Source organism: Azospirillum aestuarii (assembly GCF_016632405.1).
Taxonomy (GTDB): Bacteria; Pseudomonadota; Alphaproteobacteria; order Azospirillales; family Azospirillaceae; genus Azospirillum; species Azospirillum aestuarii.
The window spans coordinates 48,928-71,798 of record NZ_JAEPIV010000013.1 but is presented as its reverse complement, the minus strand read 5'-3'; the positions used below and the strand labels follow the sequence as shown (position 1 = coordinate 71,798).

The window sequence follows — 22,871 nt, the reverse complement described above, 5'->3', positions numbered from 1 at the left end:
CTCCCTCCGCCTAGATCTTCCCGGCCAGGAAGGCCGCCAGAACCAGCCAGCCGAACCAGCGGTTCGACTTGAATTTCTTCAGGCAGTCCGTCTGATCGTCGGGGTTCCAGGTCGCGACCTGCCAGGACAATTGCAGCGCGGCCAGCGAGAGCAGCGGCAGGAACAGCCCGCCCAGCCCGGCCAGACGCCCGGCGATGCCGATCCCCACGAAGGTCAGCGTGTAGAAGCCGTAGATCCAGATCTTGCTCTGGTCGCCCAGCCGCAGAGCGGTGGACTTCACGCCGATTCGCGCGTCGTCCTCCTTGTCCTGGTGGGCGTAGATGGTGTCGTAGCCCAGCGTCCAGACGATCCCCGCGGCGTAGAGGGCCAGCGCCGGCCACTCCAGATCGCCGCGCACCGCGGTCCAGCCCATCAGGGCGCCCCAGTTGAAGGTCAGCCCCAGGAAGGCCTGCGGCCACCAGGTGATGCGCTTCATCAGCGGGTAGGTGAAGACCAGCGCCAGCGACAGCACGCCAAGCCCGATGGTGAGCGGGTTGAATTGCACCAGCACCGCCAGCCCGATCAGGAGCTGGACGGCGAGGAAGGCCAGCGCCTGTTTCACCGACACCTGCCCGGAGGGGATCGGGCGGGTCCGCGTGCGCTCCACCATGGCGTCGAAGTCGCGGTCGAGGATGTCGTTGACCGTGCAGCCGGCCCCGCGCATCACCACCGCGCCGACCGCGAACAAGGCCATCAGCCAGAGGTCGGGCAGCGGTCCCGGTCCGGCCAGCGCGATGCTCCACCAGCCGGGAAACAGCAGCAGCCATGTGCCGATGGGACGGTCCAGCCGCGCCAGCCGCAGATAGGGACGAGTTGCCGCCGGGGCGAAGCGGTCGATCCAGTCGCCGCGCCGGATGTCGGTGAAGTCGCCGGGAGCGGGGGAGGCGGGGCTGGTCATGGCGGACTCGGGGATGGGGAGTGGAAGAAGCCGGGGGGCAAGGTAGCGGCGGGGGTGGGTCCTCGCAAGGCTGGGCCGTTTCCGCCCCGGACCGATATCGCTATAGTCGGCGCCGCACACCGGAGACCTTTGCGCCATGTCAGACCAACCGAAGACCCGCCTCTATGTGGACAGCCCCCTCGGCGAGGGGCAGGCGGTGGGGCTCGATCACGAGCGGGCGCATTTCCTGCGCCATGTCCTGCGGCTCGACAAGGGCGATGTCGTGGCCGTCTTCAACGGGCAGGACGGCGAATGGCTGGCCGCCATCGACGGCTTCGGCAAGGGCTGGTGCTCGCTCACCGTGACGGCACAGCGGCGTCTTCAGGCGGCCGGGCCCGACCTCTGGCTGCTGTTCGCCCCGATCAAGCGCGGGCGCATCGACTTCGTGGCGGAGAAGGCCAGCGAACTGGGCGTGTCGCGCCTGTGGCCGGTCTTCACCCGCCGCACCGACCCCAACCGCGTCAACACCGACCGCCTGCGCGCCAACGCCATCGAGGCCGCCGAACAGTCGGAGCGGCTGACCGTGCCGGAGATGGCCGACCCGCTGCCGCTGGACAAGGCGCTGGCCGGCTGGCCTGCGGAGCGTACACTGTACCTGTGCGCCGAGGCCGGGAACGTACGCCCCATCGCGGAGGCCGTCCGCGCCCGTCCGCGCGGCCCCGCCGCCTTCCTGATCGGGCCGGAGGGCGGCTTTGCGCAGTCCGAACTTGACGAAATTTGCAAACTCCCCTTTGTTGTTCCCGTCGGTCTGGGGCCCCGCATTCTCCGGGCCGACACGGCGGTGGTCGCGGCGCTCGCCTGCTGGCAGGCCCTTGCGGGGGACTGGACGGCGGACGGGGGCGACACCCGACCGCCCTTCCGCGCGCCGGCCGACCCCACCGCTGGGGAGTAAGGGCCGCTCGACGCGCCGCTGTTCCGAGGCGGGCCGTTTGACTCGTTGGCCAGTTTAGACTTTTTGAAAGCGGGAGCTTCCATGTCCGCACCTCCGCAGACGCGTGGTGAACCGATCACCGACCGCCGCCAGCTGGCGGCCTATCTGGAATCCGGCAGCAAACCGACGGACCAGTGGCGCATCGGGACCGAACACGAAAAATTCGCCTACCGCGTCTCCGACCACCGGCCGCTGCCTTACGAGGGGCCGGATGGGATCGGCGAACTGCTGACCCGCCTGCAGCGCTTCGGCTGGGACCCGGTGGAGGAGAAGGGCAACCTCATCGCCCTGACCCAGGGCATGGCGAACATCACGCTGGAGCCGGGCGGGCAGGTCGAGCTGTCCGGCGCGCCGCTGGAGACCCTGCACCAGACCTGCGCCGAGGTGCACCGCCACCTCGAGCAGGTGAAGGAGATCGGGGGCGAGCTGGGCATCGCCATGATGGGCCTCGGTTTCCAGCCGAAATGGCGGCGCGACGAGATCCCCTGGATGCCCAAGGGCCGCTACAGGATCATGGGCGACTACATGCCCAAGCGCGGCAATCTCGGCCTGGACATGATGATGCGCACCTGCACCGTGCAGGTGAACCTGGACTTCGCGTCGGAAGCCGACATGGTGAAGAAGTTCCGGGTCAGCCTGGCGCTTCAGCCCATCGCCACGGCGTTGTTCGCCAACTCGCCCTTCACCGAGGGCAAGCCGAACGGCTTCCAGAGCTTCCGCAGCCACATCTGGACCGACACCGACCCCGACCGCACCGGCGACCTGCCCTTCGTGTTCGAGGACGGCTTCGGCTTCGAGCGGTACGTGGATTACCTGCTCGACGTGCCGATGTACTTCGTCTACCGCGACGGCGCGTACATCGACGCCTCCGGCCAGTCCTTCCGTGACTTCATGCAGGGCCGCCTGCCGGCTTTGCCGGGCGAGGTCCCGCTGATCACCGACTGGGCCGACCACATGACCACCTCCTTCCCCGAGGTGCGTCTGAAGAAGTATCTGGAGATGCGCGGCGCCGACGGCGGCCCGTGGCGGCGCCTGTGCGCCCTGCCGGCCCTGTGGGTCGGGCTTCTCTACGACAGCCAGGCGCTGGACGCCGCCTGGGACCTCGTGAAGGGCTGGACGACGGAGGAGCGCGCCCATCTGCGCGCCGAGGTGCCGCGCCACGCCCTGCGCACCCCCTTCCGCGGCCGCACGGTGCGGGAGGTCGCTCTTGAGGTGCTGGAGATCGCCCGCGGCGGTCTGGCGCGGCGCGCCCGCAACGACAACTGGGGCGACGACGAGGCGCATTTCCTGAACACGCTGCTCGACATCGCCGAGTCCGGCCAGACCCCGGCCGACGAGCTTCTGGCGAAGTTCAACGGCCCCTGGGGGGGCAGCGTGGACCCGGTGTTCAAGGAGTACGCGTACTGAGTTCCGCGCCGGCGGCGGCTTGGCAAAGTGGTCGCGTTGGGCCCCCACCCTAACCCTCCCCCGCTATCGCAGGGGAGGGGACTTCCGCCGCTTCGCAGAAGGCACCCTCCCTTGCGCAGCGGGGGAGGGTCGGGGTGGGGGCTCAGTGCGAGAGGACCGAAGGGCTATCCTACCTCTTCCAGGCGATCAGCCGCCGGGCCGCCTCGGCGATGGTCTCCTCCGAACCGGCGAAGCTGAAGCGCACGAAGCGGAGGCCACGGGCCGGGTCGAAGTCGACGCCGGGGGTGCAGGCGATGCCCGTCTCCGCCAGGATGCGCTTGCAGAAGGCCTCGCTGTCGTCGGTCATCTCCGTCACGTCGGCGTAGATGTAGAAGGCGCCGTCCGCCGGAGCCAGCTTGTCGAACCCGGCCTTCGGCAGCTCCCTCAGCAGAAGCTCGCGGTTGCGGGCGTAGCGGGCGACGTGGCCGTCCAGCTCCTCGGTGCAGCTGAAGGCGGCGACCGCGGCGGCCTGCGACAGGCTGGGGGCGGAGATGAACAGGTTCTGGGCGAGGCATTCGACCGAACGGATCAGGTCGTCCGGCACGATCATCCAGCCGAGCCGCCAGCCGGTCATCGAGAAATATTTTGAGAAGCTGTTCACCACCAGCGCGCTCTCGCTGACCTCGGCGGCGGTGACGGCCTCCGGCCCGTAGGTCAGGCCGTGGTAGATCTCGTCGGAGACAAGGCGCACGCCCTTGGCGTCGCACCAGTTGGCGAGCGCGGTCAGCTCCTCGCGGCTCAGCATCGTGCCGGTCGGGTTGGCCGGGCTGGCGACGATCAGGCCCTGGATGGGCGGATCGAGCTGTTCCAGAAGCTCGATGGTCGGCTGGAAGCGGTGCTCCGGCCCGGTCGGCAGTTCCACCGGCTCGACTCCGATGGCGGTCAGCGTGTGGCGGTAGGCCGGGTAGCTGGGCGAGGCCATGGCCACCCGGTCGCCCGGATCGAAGGCCGCCAGGAAGCCGAGCTGGAAGGCCCCCGAGGAGCCGGTGGTGACCACCACGCGCCGCTCCGGCACGTCGATCCCGTAACGGTCGCGGTACCAGCCGGCGATGGCCGCCCGCAGCGCCGGAATGCCCAGCGCCCCGGTGTAGCCCAGCACGTCGGCGTCGAGCATGCGGTGGGCGGCCTCCAGCACGCCCTTCGGCGCCCCGGTCGAGGGCTGCCCGACCTCCATGTGCAGGACCTCAAGGCCGGCGGCCTCGCGCTCGGCGGCGGCGCGCATCACTTCCATGACGAAGAAGGGCGGGATGGCGCCCCGTTTGGAGACTTTGGGTGCTTTGCTCATGATTCCAGACTTTTGTGCGTCAACGCTCGGTTTCGACCAGGATGCCCAGGGCGTGGGCGCGCGGGTCGGCGGCGATCTGGCATTCCTTCCAGCCGCTCTCCATCGAGGTCTGGCAGGTGACGAAGGTGGTCCGGCCCGGCCCGTTCGTGGCGCGGCTGACCCGGATGGCGGCGCCCGGCTCCTTGTCGAGCGCGGCGGGCAGGGCGGCGGTCAGCAGGGCGGCGGGAGCGGCGGCGGGGCCGTCGTTGCCGGCGGCGCTGGCCGCCCCGGCGAACTGGGTGCGTCCGACGATGGCGTTGGTGAGCAGGGCGGGCGCGCCGAAGCCGGCGCCGTCCACCCCGCGGGCGGCCAGCAGGCCGGTGCCCGGCACCATGCGGCCGCTGCCGAAGGGCGCCCCCATGGTGAAGGAGCAGGCGACCCCGTTCTCCTCATGGTCGATCACGACGAGGCCGGCGCCGGGCGCGGAGGCGCCGCTGCCGGTGGCGCCCAGCGCCTGGGCCACGCGGGCCGCCCGCTGGTCGGACGGCAGGCCGGCGGCGGCGTTCCAGGCGGCGGTCAGCGCGGCGCCGTTGTCGGTCTCGGGAAGCTGGGCGAAATGCATCGACACGATGCCCAGCGGAATGGCCGCAGTGCCGGTCCAGCGCGGCTGGAAACCGCGGACGGTCGCCGGATCGATGGCGGCGGCCTGGGCCACCGCGCCGCCCAGCGGCCCGCCATACATCGCGGCGATGCCGCTGCGGCGCACCTGCGATAGGGTGGCGGCCAGCTCCGGCTGGCTCAGCGGCGCGCCCTCGGCCAGCGGCGCGCCGCTGGGCAGGAAGACGCGGCGCGCCTCCGGATCGGCGGCCAGGCGGGCGCCGGAGTCGGCGAGGTCGCGGGCCAGCGCCCGGCTGACCGGGGTGGAGCGGGCGAGCTGCTCCGCCAGGACCACGGTCTGCTCCCAGCGCATCGCCCCCGTTGCGGCCTGGAGCGCGTAGACGCCGCGCAGGAAGCCGGGCAGGGCGGCCCCACCGGTGCCGGCGGGTCGGGGCAGGAAGTCGAGCGTGCGGGTTTCCTTCTTCGCCGCGTCGAACACCACGCAGACGCCGCCACCGGTCATCCCGACGCGCGACGGCAGGGTGACGGCCATCGCCATCGCCATGGCGGTGGCGGCGTCACCGGCCTTGCCGCCCTGGGCGATGATGTCGCGCCCGATCTCCGCCGCGCGCGGCTCGTCCGCCGCGACGAAGCTCTGGGACGGGGCGCCCGTGCGGTATTTCGTGTTGACGCAACCGCCCACCAGCGATGCGGCTATGGCAATCGCGCCCAACCCTTGCCAGATTCGGCGGGTGGAATGGGGCGCCCGGACCGGCATCTTGACCGGCTGCCCGGTGCCCCGGTGTGCGGAGGAAGAAACGGTGCGCAAGCCCAGCAGGCTGGTTTCGGTCATCGCCATGTTTGCCGTGATGGTTCTGTCGTGGTCGCCGCCCGCGGGCGCGCAGCGGCGCCAGGAGATGCAGTTCCTGAGCGACGCCGAGACGGAACATATCATCCGCGACATGGCGCGGCCAATCTTCCAGGCCGCCGGCATCGATCCGGACGTGGTGAACATCGTCCTGGTCAACGACAACACCATGAACGCCTTCGTCGCGGGCGGGCAGAACATCTTCCTGCACACCGGCCTGCTGCTCGGGCTGGAGGACGCCGGCCAGCTGATCGGCGTGATCGCCCACGAGACCGGCCACATCGCCGGCGGCCATCTGGTCCGCGGGTCGGAGGCGATGGAGAACGCCTTCCTGTCCTCGCTGATCGGCATGGGCATCGGCATCGTCGGCGGCATCGCCGCGGGCAACGCCGGGGCCGGTGCCGCGGGTGTCATGCTGGGCCAGCATCTGGCGGAGCGCAACTTCCTGTCCTTCTCGCGCAGCCAGGAGTCCTCGGCCGACCAGGCGGGCCTGTCCTATATGGAGCAGTCCGGCATCTCGGCGGAGGGGCTGGTCACCTTCCTGGAGAAGCTGGGCGCCGCCGACGATCCGCTGCTGGTGGACCGCGACGCCGGCTACCGCCGCACCCACCCGCTGACCCGCGAGCGCATCGAGACGGTGCGCAATTTCGTGGAGCGGTCGCGCGCCGGCAAGAAGCCGGTGCCGGCGCAGTGGAACGAGGAGTTCCGCCGCATCCAGGCCAAGCTCTACGCTTATCTTGACCCCAACGGGGCGCTGCGCCGCTACAAGGCGGACGATCCGTCCTTCGTGGCGCGCTACGGCCGGGCCTACGCCTACTTCCGGCGCGGCGAGGTCCGGCAGGCCCTGCCGCTGGTCGACGGGCTGATCGCCCAGGAGCCGAGGAACGCCTTCCTCTATGAGATGAAGGGCGACCTGATGCTGCAGAACGGGCGGGCGGTGGACGCCGCCGCCCCCTACCGCAAGGCGATCGAGCTGGAGCCGGACGCCGGCAGCATCCGCGTCTCGCTGGCCCATTCGCTGATGGAGCAGAACGACGGCCGGCTGGCCGACGAGGCGCTGCGCAACCTTCAGGTGGCGTCCAAGACCCAGGCGCAGTCCGCCTTCCTGTGGCGGCTGATGGCCCAGGCCTGGAGCATGAAGGGCAACGCCGGCATGGTTGCCTACGCCACCGCCGAGGAGGCCTTCGCCCGCGGCGACAAGCCGATGGCCCGTTTCCAGGCGGAGCGGGCGGAGAAGCTGCTGCCCGCTGGTTCCCCCGGCTGGCTGCGCGCCCAGGACATCCGCGGGCAGGCGGGTGGCAAGTGAGCGTCCTCCGTTCGCGCGGCGCACAGCCGTCTTGCCTGACCCCGCCGTCCCGGTCCACAGTATCGCCCCGATTCGCGCCGTTTTGGCTCCCCACGAGAGAGTTTGTCATGACCCGCTTCCGCCCCGCCGCCCTGGCGCTCGCCGCCGCGCTGGCCCTTCCGACGGGGCTGCTGGCCCCCGCCCTCCAGGCGCAGAGCCCGATGGACGACGCGCAGCGCAAGGCCGTCGAGGAGGTGGTGCGCGACTACATCCTCAAGAATCCAGAAATCATCCTGGAGGCCGTGGACTCGCTCCAGAAGCGCCAGAAGATGGCCGAGGAGCAGAAGGCCAAGGCGGCGCTGGCCGACAACAAGGCAGCGCTGTTCCAGAACCCCGCCGATCCGGTCGCCGGCAACCCCAAGGGCGACGTGACGGTGGTCGAGTTCTTCGACTACCAGTGCGGATACTGCAAGGCCGTGCAGGCCGACACCGAGCGCCTGATCAAGGACGACGGCAAGCTGCGCTTCGTCTTCAAGGAGTTCCCGATCCTCAGCCCGGCCTCGCTGAGCGCGGCCAAGGCGGCCCTGGCGTCGCGCGGGCAGGGCAAGTATCTGGAATTCCACAACGCCCTGATGGCCCACCGCGGCCAGCTCGACGACGAGGTTATCCAGCGGCTGGCCAAGTCGGTCGGGCTCGACACCGACAAGCTGAAGAAGGACATGAACAGCCCCGAGGTGCTGAAGGTCATCGCGGCCAACCAGGCGCTGGCCGAGGAGCTGGGCATCCGCGGCACCCCGGCCTTCGTCATCGGCGACGAGCTGGTCCCCGGCGCCATCAAGCTGGACCAGATGAAGGAACTCGTCGCCGCGGCCCGCAAGGGCTGAGGCTGACACGGGAGTTGACGATGACCAAGCCGACCACCGTCGTCTTCGACATCGGCCAGGTGCTCATCGAATGGGACCCGCGGCATCTCTACCGCGAACTGTTCGACGGGTACGAGGACCTGATGGAGGACTTCCTCGACAACGTCTGCACACCCGCCTGGAACCTGGAGCAGGATCGCGGCCGCCCGTGGGACGAGGCGGTCGCCCTTCTGACCGCCGAGTTCCCCGATTGCCGCGAGCTGATCCGCGCCTATCACGAGCGGTGGGAGGAGATGGTGCCCGGCCCCGTCGCCGGAACTCCGGAGATCCTCACGGAGCTGAAGCAGCGCGGGACGCCGCTCTATTCCATCACCAACTTCTCATCGGACAAGCTGGCGCTGACCCGCCAGCGCTTCGATTTCCTGACCCTGTTCGACGGCGTGATCGTGTCCGGTGATGAGAGGCTGGTGAAGCCGGACCCGGCGATCTTCCAGCTTCTGCTGGATCGCTACGGTCTGCGGGCCGCGGACTGCTTTTTCATCGACGACAGCCCCGCCAACGTCGAGGCCGCCCGCGACCTCGGCATGACGGCGCATCGTTTCTCCGGCGCCGCCAGCCTGCGCACCGAACTGGGGGAGCTGGGGCTGCTGTAGCCCCAGCCTTCTTCACGCCGCGTCGCCTGGATAGCGGATTGTGACGACCTCGATCTGCTCCAGCCCGGCGGGGGTGTGCAGGTCCACCACGTCGCCCTCCTGCGCCTTCAGCAAGGCGCGGGCGATGGGCGAAATCCAACTCACATGGGCGCGGTCCATGTCCACCTCGTCGGCGCCGACGATGGTGATGGTGTTCTCCGTCCCATCCTCCCGCGCGTAGGTGACGGTGGCGCCAAAGAACACGCGGTCGCGGTTCTTCTGGAGCCTGGAATCGACCACCTCCGCCGATTCCAGGCGCTTGGTCAGGAAGCGGATGCGCCGGTCGATCTCACGCAGGCGCTTCTTGCCGTAGATGTAATCACCGTTTTCCGAGCGGTCGCCGTTGCCGGCGGCCCAGGACACCACCTCGACCACCTTCGGGCGTTCGACGCGCAGCAGGGAGCGCAGCTCCTCCTGCATGCGCTGGAAGCCTTCGGGCGTCATGTAGTTCTTCACGCCCTTGGGCAAGGGTTTGGGATCGTCGGCCTCGTCGTCGTCGCCGGCGGAGTCGTTTTCCCGGGTGAAGGCCTTGCTCATGGTCGGGACCCTTCGCGGTTTCAGGAAAAGGAAAAGGCGCCTCGCGGCGCCTTCTCCAGTCTGCTCGGCGATGAAACGCGCTTAGCGGTTCCACCAGCCCCGGCGCGCCTTGGCCCCCGGAGCGGGGTTTGCGCTGGCCGGTTCAGCCGCCGGTTCGTTGACCGGGGCCGCGGGCGCCTCGTTGACCGGGGCCGCAGCCGGGGCCGGAGCGGGCGCCGCCTCGGCGGGGGCGTCCGCCGCGGTCTTGCGCTTGCGCGCCGGACGCTTCTTCGGCTCCTCGGCGACCGGGGCCGCAACCGGGGCCGGAGCGGGCGCCGCCTCGGCGGGAGCGTCCGCCGCGGTCTTGCGCTTGCGCGCCGGGCGCTTCTTCGGCTCCTCGGCGACCGGGGCCGCAGCAACCGGGGCCGGAGCGGCCTCGACAGCCTCGGCCTTCGCCTTGCGGCTGCGCGACGGCTTGGCCGGCGCCTGGGCGGCCGCTTCGTCCGAAGCCTTGGCCGCGACGGCCTGGGGGGCAGCCTTCGGGGTGGCCTTGGCGCTCTTCGCGGCGCGCTTCGGCTTGGCGGGGGCCGCTTCCGGCTCCGCCGTCACCGCCTCGGCAGCTTCCGCGGCGGTCGCCTTGGCGCGGCCACGACGCGGCTTGCGGGCAGGAGCCTCCTCCGCCACCGGGGCGACAGGCGCCGCGGACGGAATCTCCGCGGCGGTGTCCGCCGTGGTTTCCGGAGCGGACTCGGCGGCCACCGCGCTGGTCAGGACCCAGTCGAACTCGACCGGTTCCATGTCCGCCGGCAGTTCCGGCGGATTGACGGCGCGGCCGGCCTCGACGGCGGTCGGGAAGGGTTCGGCCTCCGCCTCGCCCTCGGCGCCGTCGGAGGGCATGCCCTCGCCGGCTTCCAGCCCCTCGCGCTGGCGGGACCGCCGGCGACCACCGCGCTTGCCGCGGCGGCGCTTCTTGCGCTCGCCATTGGCGTCACCGTTGGTCTCGAACCCGTCGGTGCCGTCTTCCGCCTCGGACGCCGCCAGATCGGCGTCCTCGTCCTCGTCGTCCCCGTCTTCGATGTGGGCGGGGCCGACATCGACGTCGTTGATGACGAACTCCGGAGCCTCGATCTGGGCGCGCTCGATCGCTTCCTCATCGATCGCCGTCTCGTCGGCATCGGCGGCATCGGCTTCGAGTTCGTCACCCTCGGCCGCCTCGTCGGCCGCTTCGGCGGACTCGCCGAACGGCGCGCGGCCATCCTCGCGGTCACGCCCACGGCCGCGGCGGCGGCGGCGGCGGCGGCGGCGGTCGCCCTCGCTCTCCCCGGCGGCGTCGGCGCGTTCCGTCACCTCGGCCTCGACGGCCTCCACGACGGGCGCCTCCTCCTCGGCCTCCTCGGCTTCGGCGGCCAGGATGCGGTCGGTCTCGGCCAGGGCGCGCTCGGCGCTGACCAGCGGCACATCGTCTTCCGGGGTGCGGGCCTTCACGCGCTCAAGGCGCAGATCCGGCGCGATCAGCGTGTCGTCGGCCTGGACCATGACGCGGAACCGGTAGCGGTCCTCGATCTTGGTCAGCTCGCCGCGCTTCTGGTTGAGGATGTAGAGCGCGATGCGGGTCGGCACGAAGACGGTGATCTCCGACGACCGCTTGCGGATGCCCTCCTCCTCGATGGCGCGCAGCACGTGCAGCGAGGCGGACTCCACCGAGCGGATGACGCCGGTGCCGGAGCAGTGCGGGCAGCGCTCGAAGTTGGTTTCCAGCAGCGACGGGCGCAGGCGCTGGCGCGACAGCTCCAGCAGGCCGAAGGCGGAGATGCGGCCGAGCTGGATGCGAGCCCGGTCGTTCTTCATCGCCTCCTTCAGGCGGCGCTCCACCGCGGCGTTGTTGCGGGGCTCCTCCATGTCGATGAAATCGATCACGATGAGGCCCGCGAGGTCGCGCAGGCGAAGCTGGCGCGCCACCTCGTCGGCGGCTTCGAGGTTGGTCTTGTAGGCCGTTTCCTCGATGTTGCGCTCGCGCGTCGACTTGCCCGAGTTGACGTCGATGGAAACCAGCGCCTCGGTCGGGTTGATGACGATGTAGCCGCCGGAGCGGAGCTGCACGACCGGGCTGTGGATCGCGTCGATCTGCGTTTCCACCTGATAGCGGTGGAACAGCGGGATCGTGTCGTCCTGGTACTGCATGACGCGCTTGGTGTGGCTCGGCATCATCATGCGCATGAAGTCGCGCGCGGTGTTGAAGCCGGCGCTGCCCTCCACCCAGATCTCGTCGATGTCGTCGGTGTAGAGATCGCGGATCGAGCGCTTGATGAGGTTCGCCTCCTCATAGATGAGGCAGGGCGCGGACGACTTCAGCGTCTGGACGCGGATGTCGTCCCACAGGCGCAGCAGATATTCGAGGTCGCGCTTGATCTCCTGCTTGGAGCGCTCCAGCCCCGCGGTGCGCAGGATGACCGCCATGCCTTCCGGAATGTCGAGATCGGACAGGATCTCCTTCAGGCGCTTGCGGTCGGCGGGGTTGGTGATCTTGCGGGAGATCCCGCCGCCGCGGCCCGTGTTGGGCATCAGCACGCAGTAGCGGCCCGGCAGCGACAGGTAGGTGGTCAGCGCCGCGCCCTTGTTGCCGCGCTCCTCCTTGGTCACCTGGACCAGCATGACCTGCCGGCGCTTGATGACTTCCTGGATCTTGTAGCTGCGCAGCGGGCGGGCGCGGCGGCGGTGGGCCTCCTCGACCTCGTCCCCGCCGATGACGTCCGGGCTTTCGGCCTGGGCGGCGCCTTCCGGAGCCTCATCCGAATCCGCGGCCTCGTCCGAACCGCCCTCCGAACCGGCGTCCGTGGCGAAGGCCGGGACGTCGCCCTCGAAACCGTCGCCCTCGGCCTCCGCGTAGGAGCCGGGCATGGGGGAGACTTCCTCCTCCACCTGCTCCGGGCGGATCGGCTCGGCCATCACGGCGCCGTCGGCGGCGGCCTCGGCGCGGGCCTCGGCCTGCTCCTCCAACCGGCGTTCCTCGGCCAGCAGGGCCTCACGGTCGGCGATCGGGATGCGGTAATAGTCGGGATGGATTTCCGAGAAGGCCAGGAAGCCGTGCCGGTTCCCGCCATATTCCACGAAGGCCGCCTGGAGCGACGGCTCGACCCGGGTCACCTTGGCAAGGTAGATGTTGCCCTTGAGTTGCTTCCGGGTGGCGATTTCGAAGTCGAGGTCTTCGAGTCTGTTCCCATTGACCACGGCAACCCGGGTTTCCTCCGGGTGCGTGGCGTCCACCAGCATGCGCTTGGCCATACAAGATCCCCATGACGCCCCAGGCCGCCCGCGCGACGGTCAAGCCGCCGGGGCGCGTCATCGTTGTGAGCGAAGCCTGCGGAACCGGCCCCTAACCCGTCGAACGGCGCTGACGAAGCAGCCAGGACGGGTCGGGCTTCGGCCTCCGGGTTACGGCCTTGCGGCCGGCACCAGCTTCGAGGTTTCGTCCCAATCCACCGGCAACCCAGAAGCGTCACGCCCCGGACCGCGCCCGATGATGTAAATTTCGGCCGTTGGGGTCCGCGGGCGACGCCCACAGTCACCCCGGAGAGAAACCTCTCGGAAGAGTGGGCTGGTGGGTCGCGGTATGTCGCAGAGCTACCATAGACAAGCACGAAACCATGCACAACGTGGAATTCGGCGAAAGTTGCGGTCCGCCGCATCCGGTTCGGCGGCATCTTGCGGGGGCAGGGCGGTGTTGCATGAACGGCACCCTCGCCGACAATTCCGCCACGCACCCGGACACCACCGTTGAGCGCCTTGATTTCGCTGCGCTATAGCTGACCGCTGGCTTTGCCGGTTTGCGGTTTCTGGTGGAACGGATGCCCCGATTGCTCGCGATTGTCGCTGCGCTGGGCGCCCTTCTGGGGGCGGCCGTCCTGCCGTGCGCCCCGGCGCAGGCCCAGACCACCGCGGCGCTTCCCTTTCCGCCGCCGGTGCAGGAACGGGTGTCCGTCCTGAACGCGCGGCTGGGCCTGCATCCCGACAAGACGCGGCTGGTTCTGGAACTCACCGACTCGGTGCCCTTCACCGTGTCGGTGCACGGCTCGCCCTACCGCGTCGTGGTCGATCTGCCGGACGTGAGTTGGCCGGGCGGCAACACGGTGATGGCGGGCAAGGGCGTGGTCGCCCGCTACCGCTTCGAAGGGCGCGACGGCGGGGGACGCGACGGCGGGGCCTCCCGCCTGGTGGTGGAGACCGACGGGCCGGCGCGGGTGGTCGAGTCCTACCTCATCCCGCCGCGCGACGGCTTCAAGCCGCGCTTCGTCCTCGACATCGCCCGCACCACCCCGGCGCAATTCGCCGCCTCCGCCCCGGTCGCCGTGACCACCGGGACCGCGTCGGTGAGCCGCGAGGCGGCCCGCCCGCCGGCGAAGAGGGACCCCATCGTGCCGGTCGCCGCGGCCCTGCCGCCGCCGGTCCCGCCGCGGGCGGCGCCGGTTCCGGAAAAGCCGATGATCGTCGTCGATCCCGGCCACGGCGGGGTCGATCCCGGCGCGGTCGGGGTCGGCGGGGTCTATGAGAAGGACATCACGCTGGCGATGGCGCGGGAGCTGAAGCGCCAGTTGGAAGGCTCGGGCCGCTACCGGGTGCGGCTGACCCGCGACAAGGACATGTTCATCCGCCTGCGCGACCGCGTCGCCATCGCGCGGGAGGTCAACGCCGACCTGTTCCTGTCGCTGCACGCCGACAGCATCGGCTCCGCCAACATGCGCGGCCTGTCCATCTACACCCTGTCGGACCGGGCGTCCGACCGCGAGGCGGAGATGCTGGCCGCCAAGGAGAACCGGGCCGACGCGCTGGCCGGCATGGACCTGTCCTCCGAGAACGATCTGGTGGCCTCGATCCTCATCGACCTCGCCCAGCGCGACACGATGAACCACTCCAAGCGCTTCGCCAACATGGCGCTGGAGCATCTCGGCCGCGAGGTCAAGCTGATCCCCAACAAGCCGCACCGGCAGGCCGGCTTCGCCGTCCTGACCGCGCCGGACATGCCGTCGGCGCTGGTCGAGATGGGTTATCTGTCGAGCCCCCAGGACGTGAGCCTGCTGAGCAAGTCGGCCCACCGGGAGAAGCTGGGCCGCGGCATGGTCCGCACCATCGACGCCTATTTCAAATGGCTGACCGGGGCGCAGAAGAGCTGAGGCTTGAAGCGTTGGGCACCACCGTCCGGTATCAGTCATGCGGGTGGAGGCTGGCGGGCATACGCATCGCCCGGTCACCACTTTCTTGCATGCGCCTTGTGGCCGTCACATTTTCCTGACATGGCTGCGAGGGAGTCGGACTGCCGCCCCTCGCGGTGTAGGATGCCGCCCATCGGACGGTTCTGCGTCTTCCCGGCCTCGGTTCCGGATGAAGGCGGCGGGGCCGCCGCCATGCCTGTCTGGGAACCGTCATGCGCTTTATTCTGTCCGCCCTGATGGCCGTCGTGATCCTCGCCCTGGCCGGGGCGGGGGGGCTGGTCTACATGCTGGACCATTACGATCACGAACTGCCGGACTACACCAAGCTCGCCAACTACGAACCGCCGGTGACCACCCGCGTCCATGCGGGCGACGGGCGCCTGCTGGCCGAGTTCGCGTCGGAAAAGCGCGTGTTCGTCCCCATCGACGCCATGCCGAAGCGCGTGACCAACGCCTTCCTGTCCGCCGAGGACAAGAATTTCTACGACCACAAGGGCATCGACCCGGTCGGCATCGCCCGCGCCATCCTGACCAACGTGGAGAATCTCGGCCGCGACCGCCGGCCGATGGGCGCCTCGACGATCACGCAGCAGGTCGCCAAGAACATGCTGCTGACCAACGAGGTGTCCTTCTCGCGCAAGATCAAGGAGGCGATCCTGGCGGTCCGCATCGAGCGGGCCTTCAGCAAGGACCGCATCCTCGAGCTGTACCTGAACGAGATCTTCCTGGGATACCGCTCCTACGGCGTGGCGGCGGCGGCGCTGAACTACTTCAACAAGGCGCTGGACGAGCTGGACATCGAGGAGGCGGCCTATCTGGCGGCCCTGCCCAAGGCGCCCAGCAACTACCACCCGGAACGCCAGCGCGACGCCGCCATGGCGCGGCGCAACTGGGTGATCGGGCGCATGGCCGAGGACGGGCACATCACCCCGGAAGAGGCCAAAATCGCCCAGTCCAAGCCCCTGGTCGTGCGCAAGCGCGAGGAGCAGGAGTATGTGACGTCGGAGTATTTCGCCGAGGAGGTCCGGCGCGAGCTGGTGAAGCTCTACGGCGAGCAGGCGCTCTACGAGGGCGGCCTGTCGGTCCGCGCCTCGATGGACCCGGTGCTCCAGCAGGCGGCGACCCGGGCGCTGCGCGCCGGGCTGGTCCAGTACGACCGCCGCCACGGTTACCGCGGGCCGGTCGGCAAGATGGAGAATTTCGACAACTGGGCGAAGAAACTCGCCTCGATGGCGCCGCCCGCCGGGTCCGAGGGCTGGCATCTGGCGGTGGTGCTGAAGGACGACGAGGCGGCGGCGCTCGACATCGGCCTGCCGGACGGCTCGCGTGGCCGGGTGCCGCTGGCCGAGCTGCGCTGGGCGCGGGCGCAGCGCGACGACAACCGGCTCGGCCCGGAGATCCGCCGCCCCTCCGACGTCGCCAAGCTGGGCGACCTGATCCTGGTCGAGGCCGCCGGCAAGGACGACAAGGGCAAGGAACCGCCGGCGGGCACCTACGCGCTGCGTCAGGTCCCGGCGGTGCAGGGTGGTCTGGTCGCGCTCGACCCGCACACCGGCCGCGTGCTCGCCATGGTCGGCGGCTTTTCCCCGCAGATGAGTTCCTTCAACCGCGCCACCCAGGCGATGCGGCAGCCGGGCTCCTCCTTCAAGCCCTTCGTCTATCTCACGGCGCTGAACCAGGGCTTCACCCCGTCCTCGCTGGTGATGGACGCGCCGTTCGAGTATGACCCCGGCCATGGCCAGCCGATCTGGCGGCCGGAGAACTACAGCCACGAGTTCTATGGCCCGACGCCGCTGCGCGCCGGCATCGAGAAGTCGCGGAACGTCATGACCGTCCGTCTGGCCCAGGCCGTCGGCATGGACAAGGTGAAGGCGCTGTCCGAGAATTTCGGCATCACCGACAACCTCCAGCCCTATCTGCCGATGTCGCTCGGCGCGGGCGAGACGACCGTGCTGCGCCTCGCCACCGCCTACGCCATGCTGGCCAACGGCGGCAAGCGGGTCAGCCCCACCTTCATCGACCGGGTGCAGGACCGCAACGGCAAGACCGTCTTCCGCCACGACACACGCCCCTGCGCCTCCTGCAATCAGGTGGCCTGGAGCGATGGGCTGACCGTTCCCGCCGTCGCCGACACGCGGGAGCAGGTGAACGACCCGCGCACCGTCTATCAGATGGTGTCCATGCTGGAGGGCGTCGTGCAGCGCGGCACGGCGACGAAGCTGCTCTCGCTGGGCAAGCCGTTGGCCGGCAAGACCGGCACGACCAACGACAGCCACGACGCGTGGTTCATGGGCTTCTCGCCCGACCTCGTGGTCGGCACCTACATCGGCTTCGACCAGCCGCGCTCGCTGGGCGCCAAGGAGACCGGCGGCTCGGCGGCGGTGCCGGTGTTCAAGGACGTGATGGAGGTGGCGCTGAAGGACCATCCGGCCACGCCCTTCCGCGTGCCGCGCGGCCTGCGCCTGGTCCGCGTCAACCCGGAGAACGGGCGCCTCGCCCAGCCCGGCGAGCGCAAGGCGATCTGGGAGGCCTTCATCCCCGGCACGGAGCCGAACCCCGACCAGCCGCAAATGGTGCTGGACGGCTCGGCCCACGCCGCGGACGGCGGCTGGACCGGTGGGGTGCCCGGCGGCGACCCGGCGGCCCAGCAGCAGCCGAGCGGCTGGGGTGCTCCGGCGGCCCCGCCCTCCGCGGCGACGGTGGGGACCGGCGGCCTGTACTGACCGGACCTTCGACAAGGAAAAGCCCCGCTTCCCGGTTCGGGAGGCGGGGCTTTTCTTTTATGCGGAGTTTCAGGGCCGCGCGGCGGTGTGGGTGTCCGTGCGGAGCTGGGCGATGGCGTCTGCGGGCGCCGTATCGGTGGGGCAGTCGGCCAGCGGGCGCAGCCGGTCCTCCATCCGCGCCAGCATCAGCCGGACACCCTCCTGGTTGATGTGCAGGGCGTCCACGAAATGGGCCTCGTCCTCGACCTCGCGGCGGGTGTCGATCACCGGCACGTCGGGCGGCAGGCGGGCTTTCAGATCCTCGAAGAAGGCGTCGAAGTTGGTCACCTTCGCGATGTAGCCGGGGAAGAAGGGCGTGATGACCACGGCGACCCGCGTGCCCTTCTCCCGCGCCGTGCCGATGATGCGGTCCAGCGCGTCCCAGTTCGGCTGGAAGCCCTCCATCCGCTCCGTCGGCGCCTTTTCGAGCTGGGCCTTGAGGAAGGGCGACATGGTGCCGGTCAGCGTCCGGTCGCCGGTCGGGTGCAGCCCGTCGAAGGCCAGCCGGATCGTCTGATTGTTGTTGAAGATCAGCGTGTTGAACAGCTTGTTCGAGGCCCACATGGTGGCGTCGACCTGCCGGATGAAGCCGTCCACCCGCTCCGAGTAGTAGGCCAGCAGCGGCAGGTCGGCGAGCGCCTTGGGATCGTCGACCACGCTCGTCGGCTCGACCAGCAGCAGGCGGGGGGCGCCGTGCCGGTCCAGGTAATCCTCCCACAGCAGGTCGCCCACCGTGGTGGGGGCGCCGCCCATGCCCAGGTTCAGCACCCGCCCGCAGGTCAGCGCCTGCACCTCCTCCACCGGGAAGTGGTTGTCGGCGCGGGAGTTGCCCAGGATCACCACGTCGGCGGGCGGCCCGTCGCGATAGACGGTCATGAAGCGGTCCGACGACTGGAGGAGCGTGTCGCCCATCCAGGACGCCACCGCGCGGTCCATGGCGACCACCATGCCCAGGATCAGTCCGACGACGGCCAAAAGGCGGATCATGGTTCGGGCTCCCTCAGAACTGGAAATAGATGAAGGATCGGTTGGCGAAATTGCCGAAGAGCAGGAGCATCAGGATCAGCGTGGCGCAGCCGGCGGAGCGGACCACGACGTTCACCCCGGCGTAGCGGCGCCCGGCCCCGAACTCGATCATCGCGTCGATCATCAGCACGACGAGGCCGAACAGGGCGACGCGGACCAGATAGCTCATCTGCTGCATGCCGCGCGGCAGGCTGAAATCGCCCTCGGCGATGATGCCCAGGATGGTCCGCACCGTGTGCATGTCGTCGGCGCGGAAGGGCAGCCAGGTCAGCGTGATCAGAAGGAAGACCAGCCCGACGGTCAGCAGCTTCCCCACCATCAGCGGCGCGCCGCTCAGCCGCAGCGGGCTGCGCCTGGCCAGCCAGCGCACGCCGTCCTCCGCCGCCATCAGGGTGGCGTGCAGGGCGCCCCACAGGACGAAGGTCCAGGCGGCCCCGTGCCACAGGCCGGACACCAGCATCACGATGGTCAGGTTGCGGATGCGCAGCCAGTGGGTGCGCCCGCCGCCCATGGGAATGTAGACGTAGTCGCGGAACCATGTGGACAGCGAGATGTGCCAGCGCCGCCAGAAGTCCTTTATGCCCGTGGCGAAGTAGGGGCGGGCGAAGTTCTGGCAGAGCGTGTAGCCGAAGATCTGCGCCAGACCGATGGCGATCAGCGAATAGCCGGCGAAATCGCCGTAGATCTGGAGCGAGAAGCAGATCAGCCCGATGACGTGGTTCAGCGCGTTGAAGAATTCCGGCTGGGCGAAGCGCGCGTCGACCACGGCGGCGGCGTTGTCGGCCAGCCCGAGCTTGAGGAAATAGCCCCAGATGATCTTCTCCAGCCCGGCGAAGCGGAAGGCGAAGCTGACGTCGTGGCGGGGGCCGTTCTGGATTTGGGGCAGCAGGTCGCGCGCCCGGACGATCGGCCCGGCGACGAGCTGCGGGAAGAAGGCGACGAAGGTCGCGTAGCGCAGCAGCGACCGTTCCGGCTTCTCCAGATGACCAAGATAGAGGTCCAGCGTGTAGCTGAGATTCTGGAATGTGTAGAAGGAAATGCCGACGGGCAGGATGATGGACAGCGTGCGGTGCCCGACGTCGAGGCCGAGCGAGGCCAGCGCCACCTGCGCGCTGTCGATGAAGAAGTTGAAGTATTTGAAAAAGAACAGGATTGCCAGATTGGTGACGAGGCTGAGCTGCATGAAGATGCGGGCGGTGGCCCGGTTCGGCGCGTCGGCGATGCGCAGGCCGCAATAGAAGTCGAGCAGCGTCGTTCCGGCGAGCAGCAGGCAGAAGCGGTAATCCCAGAAGCCGTAGAAGACATAGCTGGACACCAGCAGCAGCGGCGTGAACAGCCGCGTCCGGGCGAGCATCATGAAGCCCGCCGTGAAGGCCGTGATGAACAGCAGGAACCCCAGGCTGGTGAAGTTCATCGGGGGGCCGCTCTTGTTGTTGAGAAAAGGGGCGTGTTGCTGGAGAACGGGGCGCCGACAGGCCGCGCCCGCCGGGTGACGGGCACGAACGTCGGTGACGCTATCACGGGGAACTGCCACCTATTCGCGCCGCGAAAGTGGTTTTGCGCCGCAAAAACGGTTTCATCCGAGTGGATTGGCGGGGTGTCCCGGTGACAGGGCCGCGCTCCGGCGGGTTACCGTTCCGGTCTGGTCCAGCGTCGCGGAAGCCGGTGAGGCTGTGGAATAAGAGGGTGCAACGCCGCTCCCAACCCGCTACATAAGGGCCAAGACACTGGTTCAACTCTGGCTGACGAGGAGGCACTGCGATGCGGGCCGAGATCGAAGCGGCCGCTGGCGAGATTAGAGAATCGCTGGCGCTGCTGAGGAGGCATCTTTGACTGGGATAACGCGCTGCGTCGTCTCGACGAACTGAACGCCCACGCCGAAGACCCCAAGCTGTGGGACGACCCGTCCCGCGCGCAGACCATTATGCGCGAGCGCACCCAGCTCGAAACCTCGGTGAACGGCTATCGCGCGCTGGAGCGCGACCTGTCCGACAGCCTGGAGCTGATCGAGATGGGCGAAACCGAGGGCGACGCGACCGTGGTCGCCGATGCCGAGGCTCAGCTCTACGCTCTGCGCGACCGCGCGGCCAAGCTCCAGATCGAGAGCCTGCTCTCGGGCGAGGCGGACGCCAACGACTGCTTCATCGAGGTGAACGCGGGCGCCGGCGGCACGGAGGCCCAGGACTGGGCGCTGATGCTGATGCGCATGTACCTCCGCTGGGCGGAGCAGCACGGCTACAAGACGCAGTGGCTCGAAGAAAGCCCCGGCGAAGAGGCCGGCATCAAGTCCGCCACCGCGCAGATCAGCGGCCACAACGCCTATGGCTGGCTGAAGACCGAGGCCGGGGTGCACCGTCTGGTGCGCATCAGCCCGTTCGACAGCCAGGCGCGCCGCCAGACCAGCTTCGCCGCCGTCTCGGTGTCTCCAGTGATCGACGACAAGATCAACATCGAGATCAACGAGAAGGACTGCCGCATCGATACCTTCCGGGCGTCGGGCGCCGGTGGCCAGCACGTCAACAAGACGGACTCGGCGATCCGCATCACCCACCTGCCCACGGGCATCGTGGTGGCCTGCCAGCAGGAGCGCTCGCAGCACAAGAACCGCGCCAAGGCGTGGGACATGCTGCGCGCCCGCATGTACGAGCGGGAACTGAAGATCCGCGAGGACGCCGCCGCCGCGCTGGAGGCGACCAAGAGCGACATCGGCTGGGGCCACCAGATCCGCTCCTACGTCCTGCATCCCTACCAGATGGTGAAGGACCTGCGGACCGAGGTGGAAACCTCGCAGAGCCAGGCGGTGCTGGACGGCGACCTGGACATGTTCCTGGAAGCGGCTCTGGCCGCTCGGCTTAAGGGGCAGAGCGACGACGCCGCGGCGTGAGTGCGGGTGGGGGCTGGGTCTTGCCCCCACCCTAACCCTCCCCCGCTTCGCAGGGGAGGGGACCGTTCTCCCTCCCCTGCGTCAGCGGGGGAGGGCCGGGGTGGGGGCAAAGTACCCCCCTATTTTTATCCCTTGGGAAGAAACGCGGCCTCTGCGTTGTTGATCTCCGCAACAAGAAACGGAGAGAGACCATGAACCGCAGCCTGTTCGCCGCTTTCCTGGCCGCCACGGCCTTCGCGACCCCGGCCTACGCCGCCTGTCCGACCGACAGCATGACGCCGGACATGTATTTCGCCTATGTCGAAGGCATCCAGAAGACCCTGACCGAGCAGGGCTTCCGCCCCGGCGTGATCGACGGGAAGATCGGCCCCAACACCCGCTCCGCCATCCGCGCCTACCAGAAGGCCGCGAAGCTCCCGGTGGACGGCTGTCCGACGCAGGAGCTTCTCGACCACATCAACTTTTCCCAGCCAAAGGTCTACGGGCCGGGCAAGCGGTAAGTCTCCCGCTCATTTCACGAAGGTCAGGTCCATCACGGACTTGGCGTCCAACGCCTTGTCCACCTGACCTTCGGACTGCCAGAACTTCACCTGATTGACGATGTCGTCGACCAGCAGCTTGCCCTTCGGCTCGACGTAGGGCAGGCCGGCGGCGACGACCTCGGGCTTCTGCTTGGTCGCATCGGCGATGATCGCCAGCAGCTCGTCATAGCCGGGTCCCTTCACCACGGCGCCCGAAGCGTCCTTGGCGTTGAAGGCGGCATGATACTCGGCCAGCGCGGTCAGATAGGCGCCGACGAACTTCTCGGCCAGCGGGCGGCGCTGGGCGACGGTCTTCGGGCTGGTGAAGAGGGCGCCGAGCTGCCACGGCGTCTCGTCGCCGACCCAGCCCAGGATGGTGCCCGAGCCTTCGGCGGCAAGCTGGCGGGCCACCGTCACCGGGGCGATCACCGCGTCCACCTGACCGCCCTTGAAGGCGGCGACCATCTTCGGCACGTCCTGCATTGCCACCATGGTCACGTCCTTGACCGTGAAGCCGTGCTTCTGGCCGAGCAGGCCGACCATGTAATGGAAGGTCGAGCCCACCGTGGTGATGGCGATGCGCTTGCCCTTGAGGTCGGCCGGCTTGGTCAGCCCGGCGTCGTGCGCCGCCTTGGTCGCCACATAGGCGCTGAGCTGGAAGCCCGGTTCGTCGCGGCTCTGCGCCGCGATCATCGTGACGGCACCCTTGGCCGCGAGGTTGTAGAAGCCCGCCGTCAGGCCGGTGACGCCAAAGTCCACATCGCCCGAGGCCACCGCCACCGGCACCTGCTGGGCCGAGGTGAACATCTTCAGTTCGACGTCCAGCCCTTCCTTCTCGAAATAGCCCTTGGACTTGGCGATGAAGATCGGGCCGGAGGAGGCCAGCGCCAGCACGCCGATGGAGGTCTTCTCCAGCCCCTGCGCCTCGGCGGCGGGTGTCCCGGCCAGCGCCAGGGCCGCAGCACCCATTGCACCCAGAACCAAACGGCGGCTCCAACGCACGACGGTCATTCTCAGTCTCCCTTTCTCAATC

Annotated in this window: 17 protein-coding genes; 9 read left to right on the top strand and 8 right to left on the bottom strand. The window is 69.2% G+C overall.

Going from position 1 to position 22,871, the window contains the following annotated elements:
* Positions 1-10: 10 nt before the first annotated feature.
* Positions 11-937, bottom strand: a complete 927-nt coding sequence (gene ubiA / locus JJL56_RS20640) for a 4-hydroxybenzoate octaprenyltransferase (RefSeq protein ID WP_145626852.1) — start codon at positions 935-937, stop codon at positions 11-13.
* Between the two features lie 136 nt (positions 938-1,073).
* Between ubiA and JJL56_RS20635 the strand changes: the two genes are divergently transcribed.
* A complete protein-coding gene (locus JJL56_RS20635; RefSeq protein ID WP_145626854.1) occupies positions 1,074-1,868 on the top strand; it encodes a 16S rRNA (uracil(1498)-N(3))-methyltransferase in 795 nt (264 codons plus the stop codon).
* A gap of 81 nt (positions 1,869-1,949) precedes the next feature.
* Positions 1,950-3,314 (top strand): glutamate--cysteine ligase, encoded by a 1,365-nt coding sequence (locus JJL56_RS20630; protein WP_145626855.1) that lies wholly within the window; start codon positions 1,950-1,952, stop codon positions 3,312-3,314.
* Between the two features lie 169 nt (positions 3,315-3,483).
* On the opposite strand, the gene JJL56_RS20625 is transcribed toward JJL56_RS20630, so the two are convergent.
* Entirely contained in the window at positions 3,484-4,638 is a 1,155-nt protein-coding gene (locus JJL56_RS20625; RefSeq protein WP_035675215.1) for a pyridoxal phosphate-dependent aminotransferase, read from the bottom strand.
* A gap of 19 nt (positions 4,639-4,657) precedes the next feature.
* Positions 4,658-6,067, bottom strand: coding sequence for a gamma-glutamyltransferase (locus tag JJL56_RS20620; protein ID WP_247891171.1), 1,410 nt, complete (start codon positions 6,065-6,067; stop codon positions 4,658-4,660).
* Here JJL56_RS20620 and JJL56_RS20615 point away from each other — a divergent pair.
* From JJL56_RS20615 to JJL56_RS20605, 3 genes are all read left to right on the top strand, one after another.
* Positions 6,036-7,388 carry a M48 family metalloprotease gene (locus tag JJL56_RS20615; protein ID WP_247889516.1) on the top strand — a complete coding sequence of 451 codons (1,353 nt, stop codon included), beginning with the start codon at positions 6,036-6,038 and terminating at the stop codon, positions 7,386-7,388. The genes JJL56_RS20620 and JJL56_RS20615 overlap by 32 nt on opposite strands.
* 107 nt (positions 7,389-7,495) lie before the next feature.
* Positions 7,496-8,251, top strand: a complete 756-nt coding sequence (locus JJL56_RS20610; protein WP_145626862.1) for a DsbA family protein — start codon at positions 7,496-7,498, stop codon at positions 8,249-8,251.
* A gap of 20 nt (positions 8,252-8,271) precedes the next feature.
* The gene (locus tag JJL56_RS20605) at positions 8,272-8,883 is read left to right on the top strand and encodes an HAD family hydrolase (RefSeq protein ID WP_200486118.1); all 612 of its coding nucleotides are present in this window, start codon (positions 8,272-8,274) and stop codon (positions 8,881-8,883) included.
* Positions 8,884-8,895: 12 nt separating this feature from the next.
* On the opposite strand, the gene greB is transcribed toward JJL56_RS20605, so the two are convergent.
* Positions 8,896-9,459 (bottom strand): transcription elongation factor GreB, encoded by a 564-nt coding sequence (gene greB, locus JJL56_RS20600; RefSeq protein ID WP_200486117.1) that lies wholly within the window; start codon positions 9,457-9,459, stop codon positions 8,896-8,898.
* A gap of 81 nt (positions 9,460-9,540) precedes the next feature.
* Positions 9,541-12,720, bottom strand: coding sequence for an Rne/Rng family ribonuclease (locus tag JJL56_RS20595; protein ID WP_200486116.1), 3,180 nt, complete (start codon positions 12,718-12,720; stop codon positions 9,541-9,543).
* 572 nt (positions 12,721-13,292) lie between these two features.
* On the opposite strand from JJL56_RS20595, the gene JJL56_RS20590 reads away from it, so the two are divergent.
* Together JJL56_RS20590 and JJL56_RS20585 are read left to right on the top strand one after the other, a co-directional pair.
* The gene (locus tag JJL56_RS20590) at positions 13,293-14,606 is read left to right on the top strand and encodes an N-acetylmuramoyl-L-alanine amidase family protein (RefSeq protein WP_145626867.1); all 1,314 of its coding nucleotides are present in this window, start codon (positions 13,293-13,295) and stop codon (positions 14,604-14,606) included.
* A gap of 251 nt (positions 14,607-14,857) precedes the next feature.
* Entirely contained in the window at positions 14,858-17,368 is a 2,511-nt protein-coding gene (locus JJL56_RS20585; protein WP_200486115.1) for a penicillin-binding protein 1A, read from the top strand.
* A gap of 69 nt (positions 17,369-17,437) precedes the next feature.
* On the opposite strand, the gene JJL56_RS20580 is transcribed toward JJL56_RS20585, so the two are convergent.
* Both JJL56_RS20580 and JJL56_RS20575 read right to left on the bottom strand, forming a co-directional pair.
* Positions 17,438-18,394 (bottom strand): SGNH/GDSL hydrolase family protein, encoded by a 957-nt coding sequence (locus JJL56_RS20580; RefSeq protein ID WP_200486114.1) that lies wholly within the window; start codon positions 18,392-18,394, stop codon positions 17,438-17,440.
* A gap of 13 nt (positions 18,395-18,407) precedes the next feature.
* The gene (locus JJL56_RS20575; RefSeq protein ID WP_200486113.1) at positions 18,408-19,847 is read right to left on the bottom strand and encodes an MBOAT family O-acyltransferase; all 1,440 of its coding nucleotides are present in this window, start codon (positions 19,845-19,847) and stop codon (positions 18,408-18,410) included.
* 347 nt (positions 19,848-20,194) lie between these two features.
* On the opposite strand from JJL56_RS20575, the gene prfB reads away from it, so the two are divergent.
* Positions 20,195-21,317 (top strand): peptide chain release factor 2 gene (gene prfB, locus JJL56_RS20570; RefSeq protein WP_145626874.1). Its coding sequence is split into 2 segments (ribosomal slippage): positions 20,195-20,263 and positions 20,265-21,317, totalling 1,122 coding nucleotides; the frame shifts between segments, so codons are not numbered across the junction.
* Between the two features lie 191 nt (positions 21,318-21,508).
* A complete protein-coding gene (locus JJL56_RS20565) occupies positions 21,509-21,817 on the top strand; it encodes a peptidoglycan-binding domain-containing protein (RefSeq protein ID WP_114861539.1) in 309 nt (102 codons plus the stop codon).
* 9 nt (positions 21,818-21,826) lie between these two features.
* Here the strand turns inward: JJL56_RS20565 and JJL56_RS20560 are convergent, their stop codons facing one another.
* The gene (locus tag JJL56_RS20560; protein ID WP_200486112.1) at positions 21,827-22,849 is read right to left on the bottom strand and encodes an ABC transporter substrate-binding protein; all 1,023 of its coding nucleotides are present in this window, start codon (positions 22,847-22,849) and stop codon (positions 21,827-21,829) included.
* Positions 22,850-22,871 lie beyond the last annotated feature (22 nt).

Bases quoted from the DNA above. Each gene is read 5' to 3' on its own strand.
- JJL56_RS20625 (WP_035675215.1), bottom strand. From the start codon at position 4,638: ATGAGCAAAGCACCCAAAGTCTCCAAACGGGGCGCCATCCCGCCCTTC.
- JJL56_RS20575 (WP_200486113.1), bottom strand. From the start codon at position 19,847: ATGAACTTCACCAGCCTGGGGTTCCTGCTGTTCATCACGGCCTTCACG.
- JJL56_RS20605 (WP_200486118.1), top strand. From the start codon at position 8,272: ATGACCAAGCCGACCACCGTCGTCTTCGACATCGGCCAGGTGCTCATC.
- JJL56_RS20560 (WP_200486112.1), bottom strand. From the start codon at position 22,849: ATGACCGTCGTGCGTTGGAGCCGCCGTTTGGTTCTGGGTGCAATGGGT.
- JJL56_RS20565 (WP_114861539.1), top strand. From the start codon at position 21,509: ATGAACCGCAGCCTGTTCGCCGCTTTCCTGGCCGCCACGGCCTTCGCG.
- JJL56_RS20620 (WP_247891171.1), bottom strand. From the start codon at position 6,067: ATGACCGAAACCAGCCTGCTGGGCTTGCGCACCGTTTCTTCCTCCGCA.
- JJL56_RS20610 (WP_145626862.1), top strand. From the start codon at position 7,496: ATGACCCGCTTCCGCCCCGCCGCCCTGGCGCTCGCCGCCGCGCTGGCC.
- ubiA (WP_145626852.1), bottom strand. From the start codon at position 937: ATGACCAGCCCCGCCTCCCCCGCTCCCGGCGACTTCACCGACATCCGG.
- JJL56_RS20585 (WP_200486115.1), top strand. From the start codon at position 14,858: ATGCGCTTTATTCTGTCCGCCCTGATGGCCGTCGTGATCCTCGCCCTG.
- JJL56_RS20630 (WP_145626855.1), top strand. From the start codon at position 1,950: ATGTCCGCACCTCCGCAGACGCGTGGTGAACCGATCACCGACCGCCGC.
- greB (WP_200486117.1), bottom strand. From the start codon at position 9,459: ATGAGCAAGGCCTTCACCCGGGAAAACGACTCCGCCGGCGACGACGAC.
- JJL56_RS20595 (WP_200486116.1), bottom strand. From the start codon at position 12,720: ATGGCCAAGCGCATGCTGGTGGACGCCACGCACCCGGAGGAAACCCGG.
- JJL56_RS20580 (WP_200486114.1), bottom strand. From the start codon at position 18,394: ATGATCCGCCTTTTGGCCGTCGTCGGACTGATCCTGGGCATGGTGGTC.
- JJL56_RS20635 (WP_145626854.1), top strand. From the start codon at position 1,074: ATGTCAGACCAACCGAAGACCCGCCTCTATGTGGACAGCCCCCTCGGC.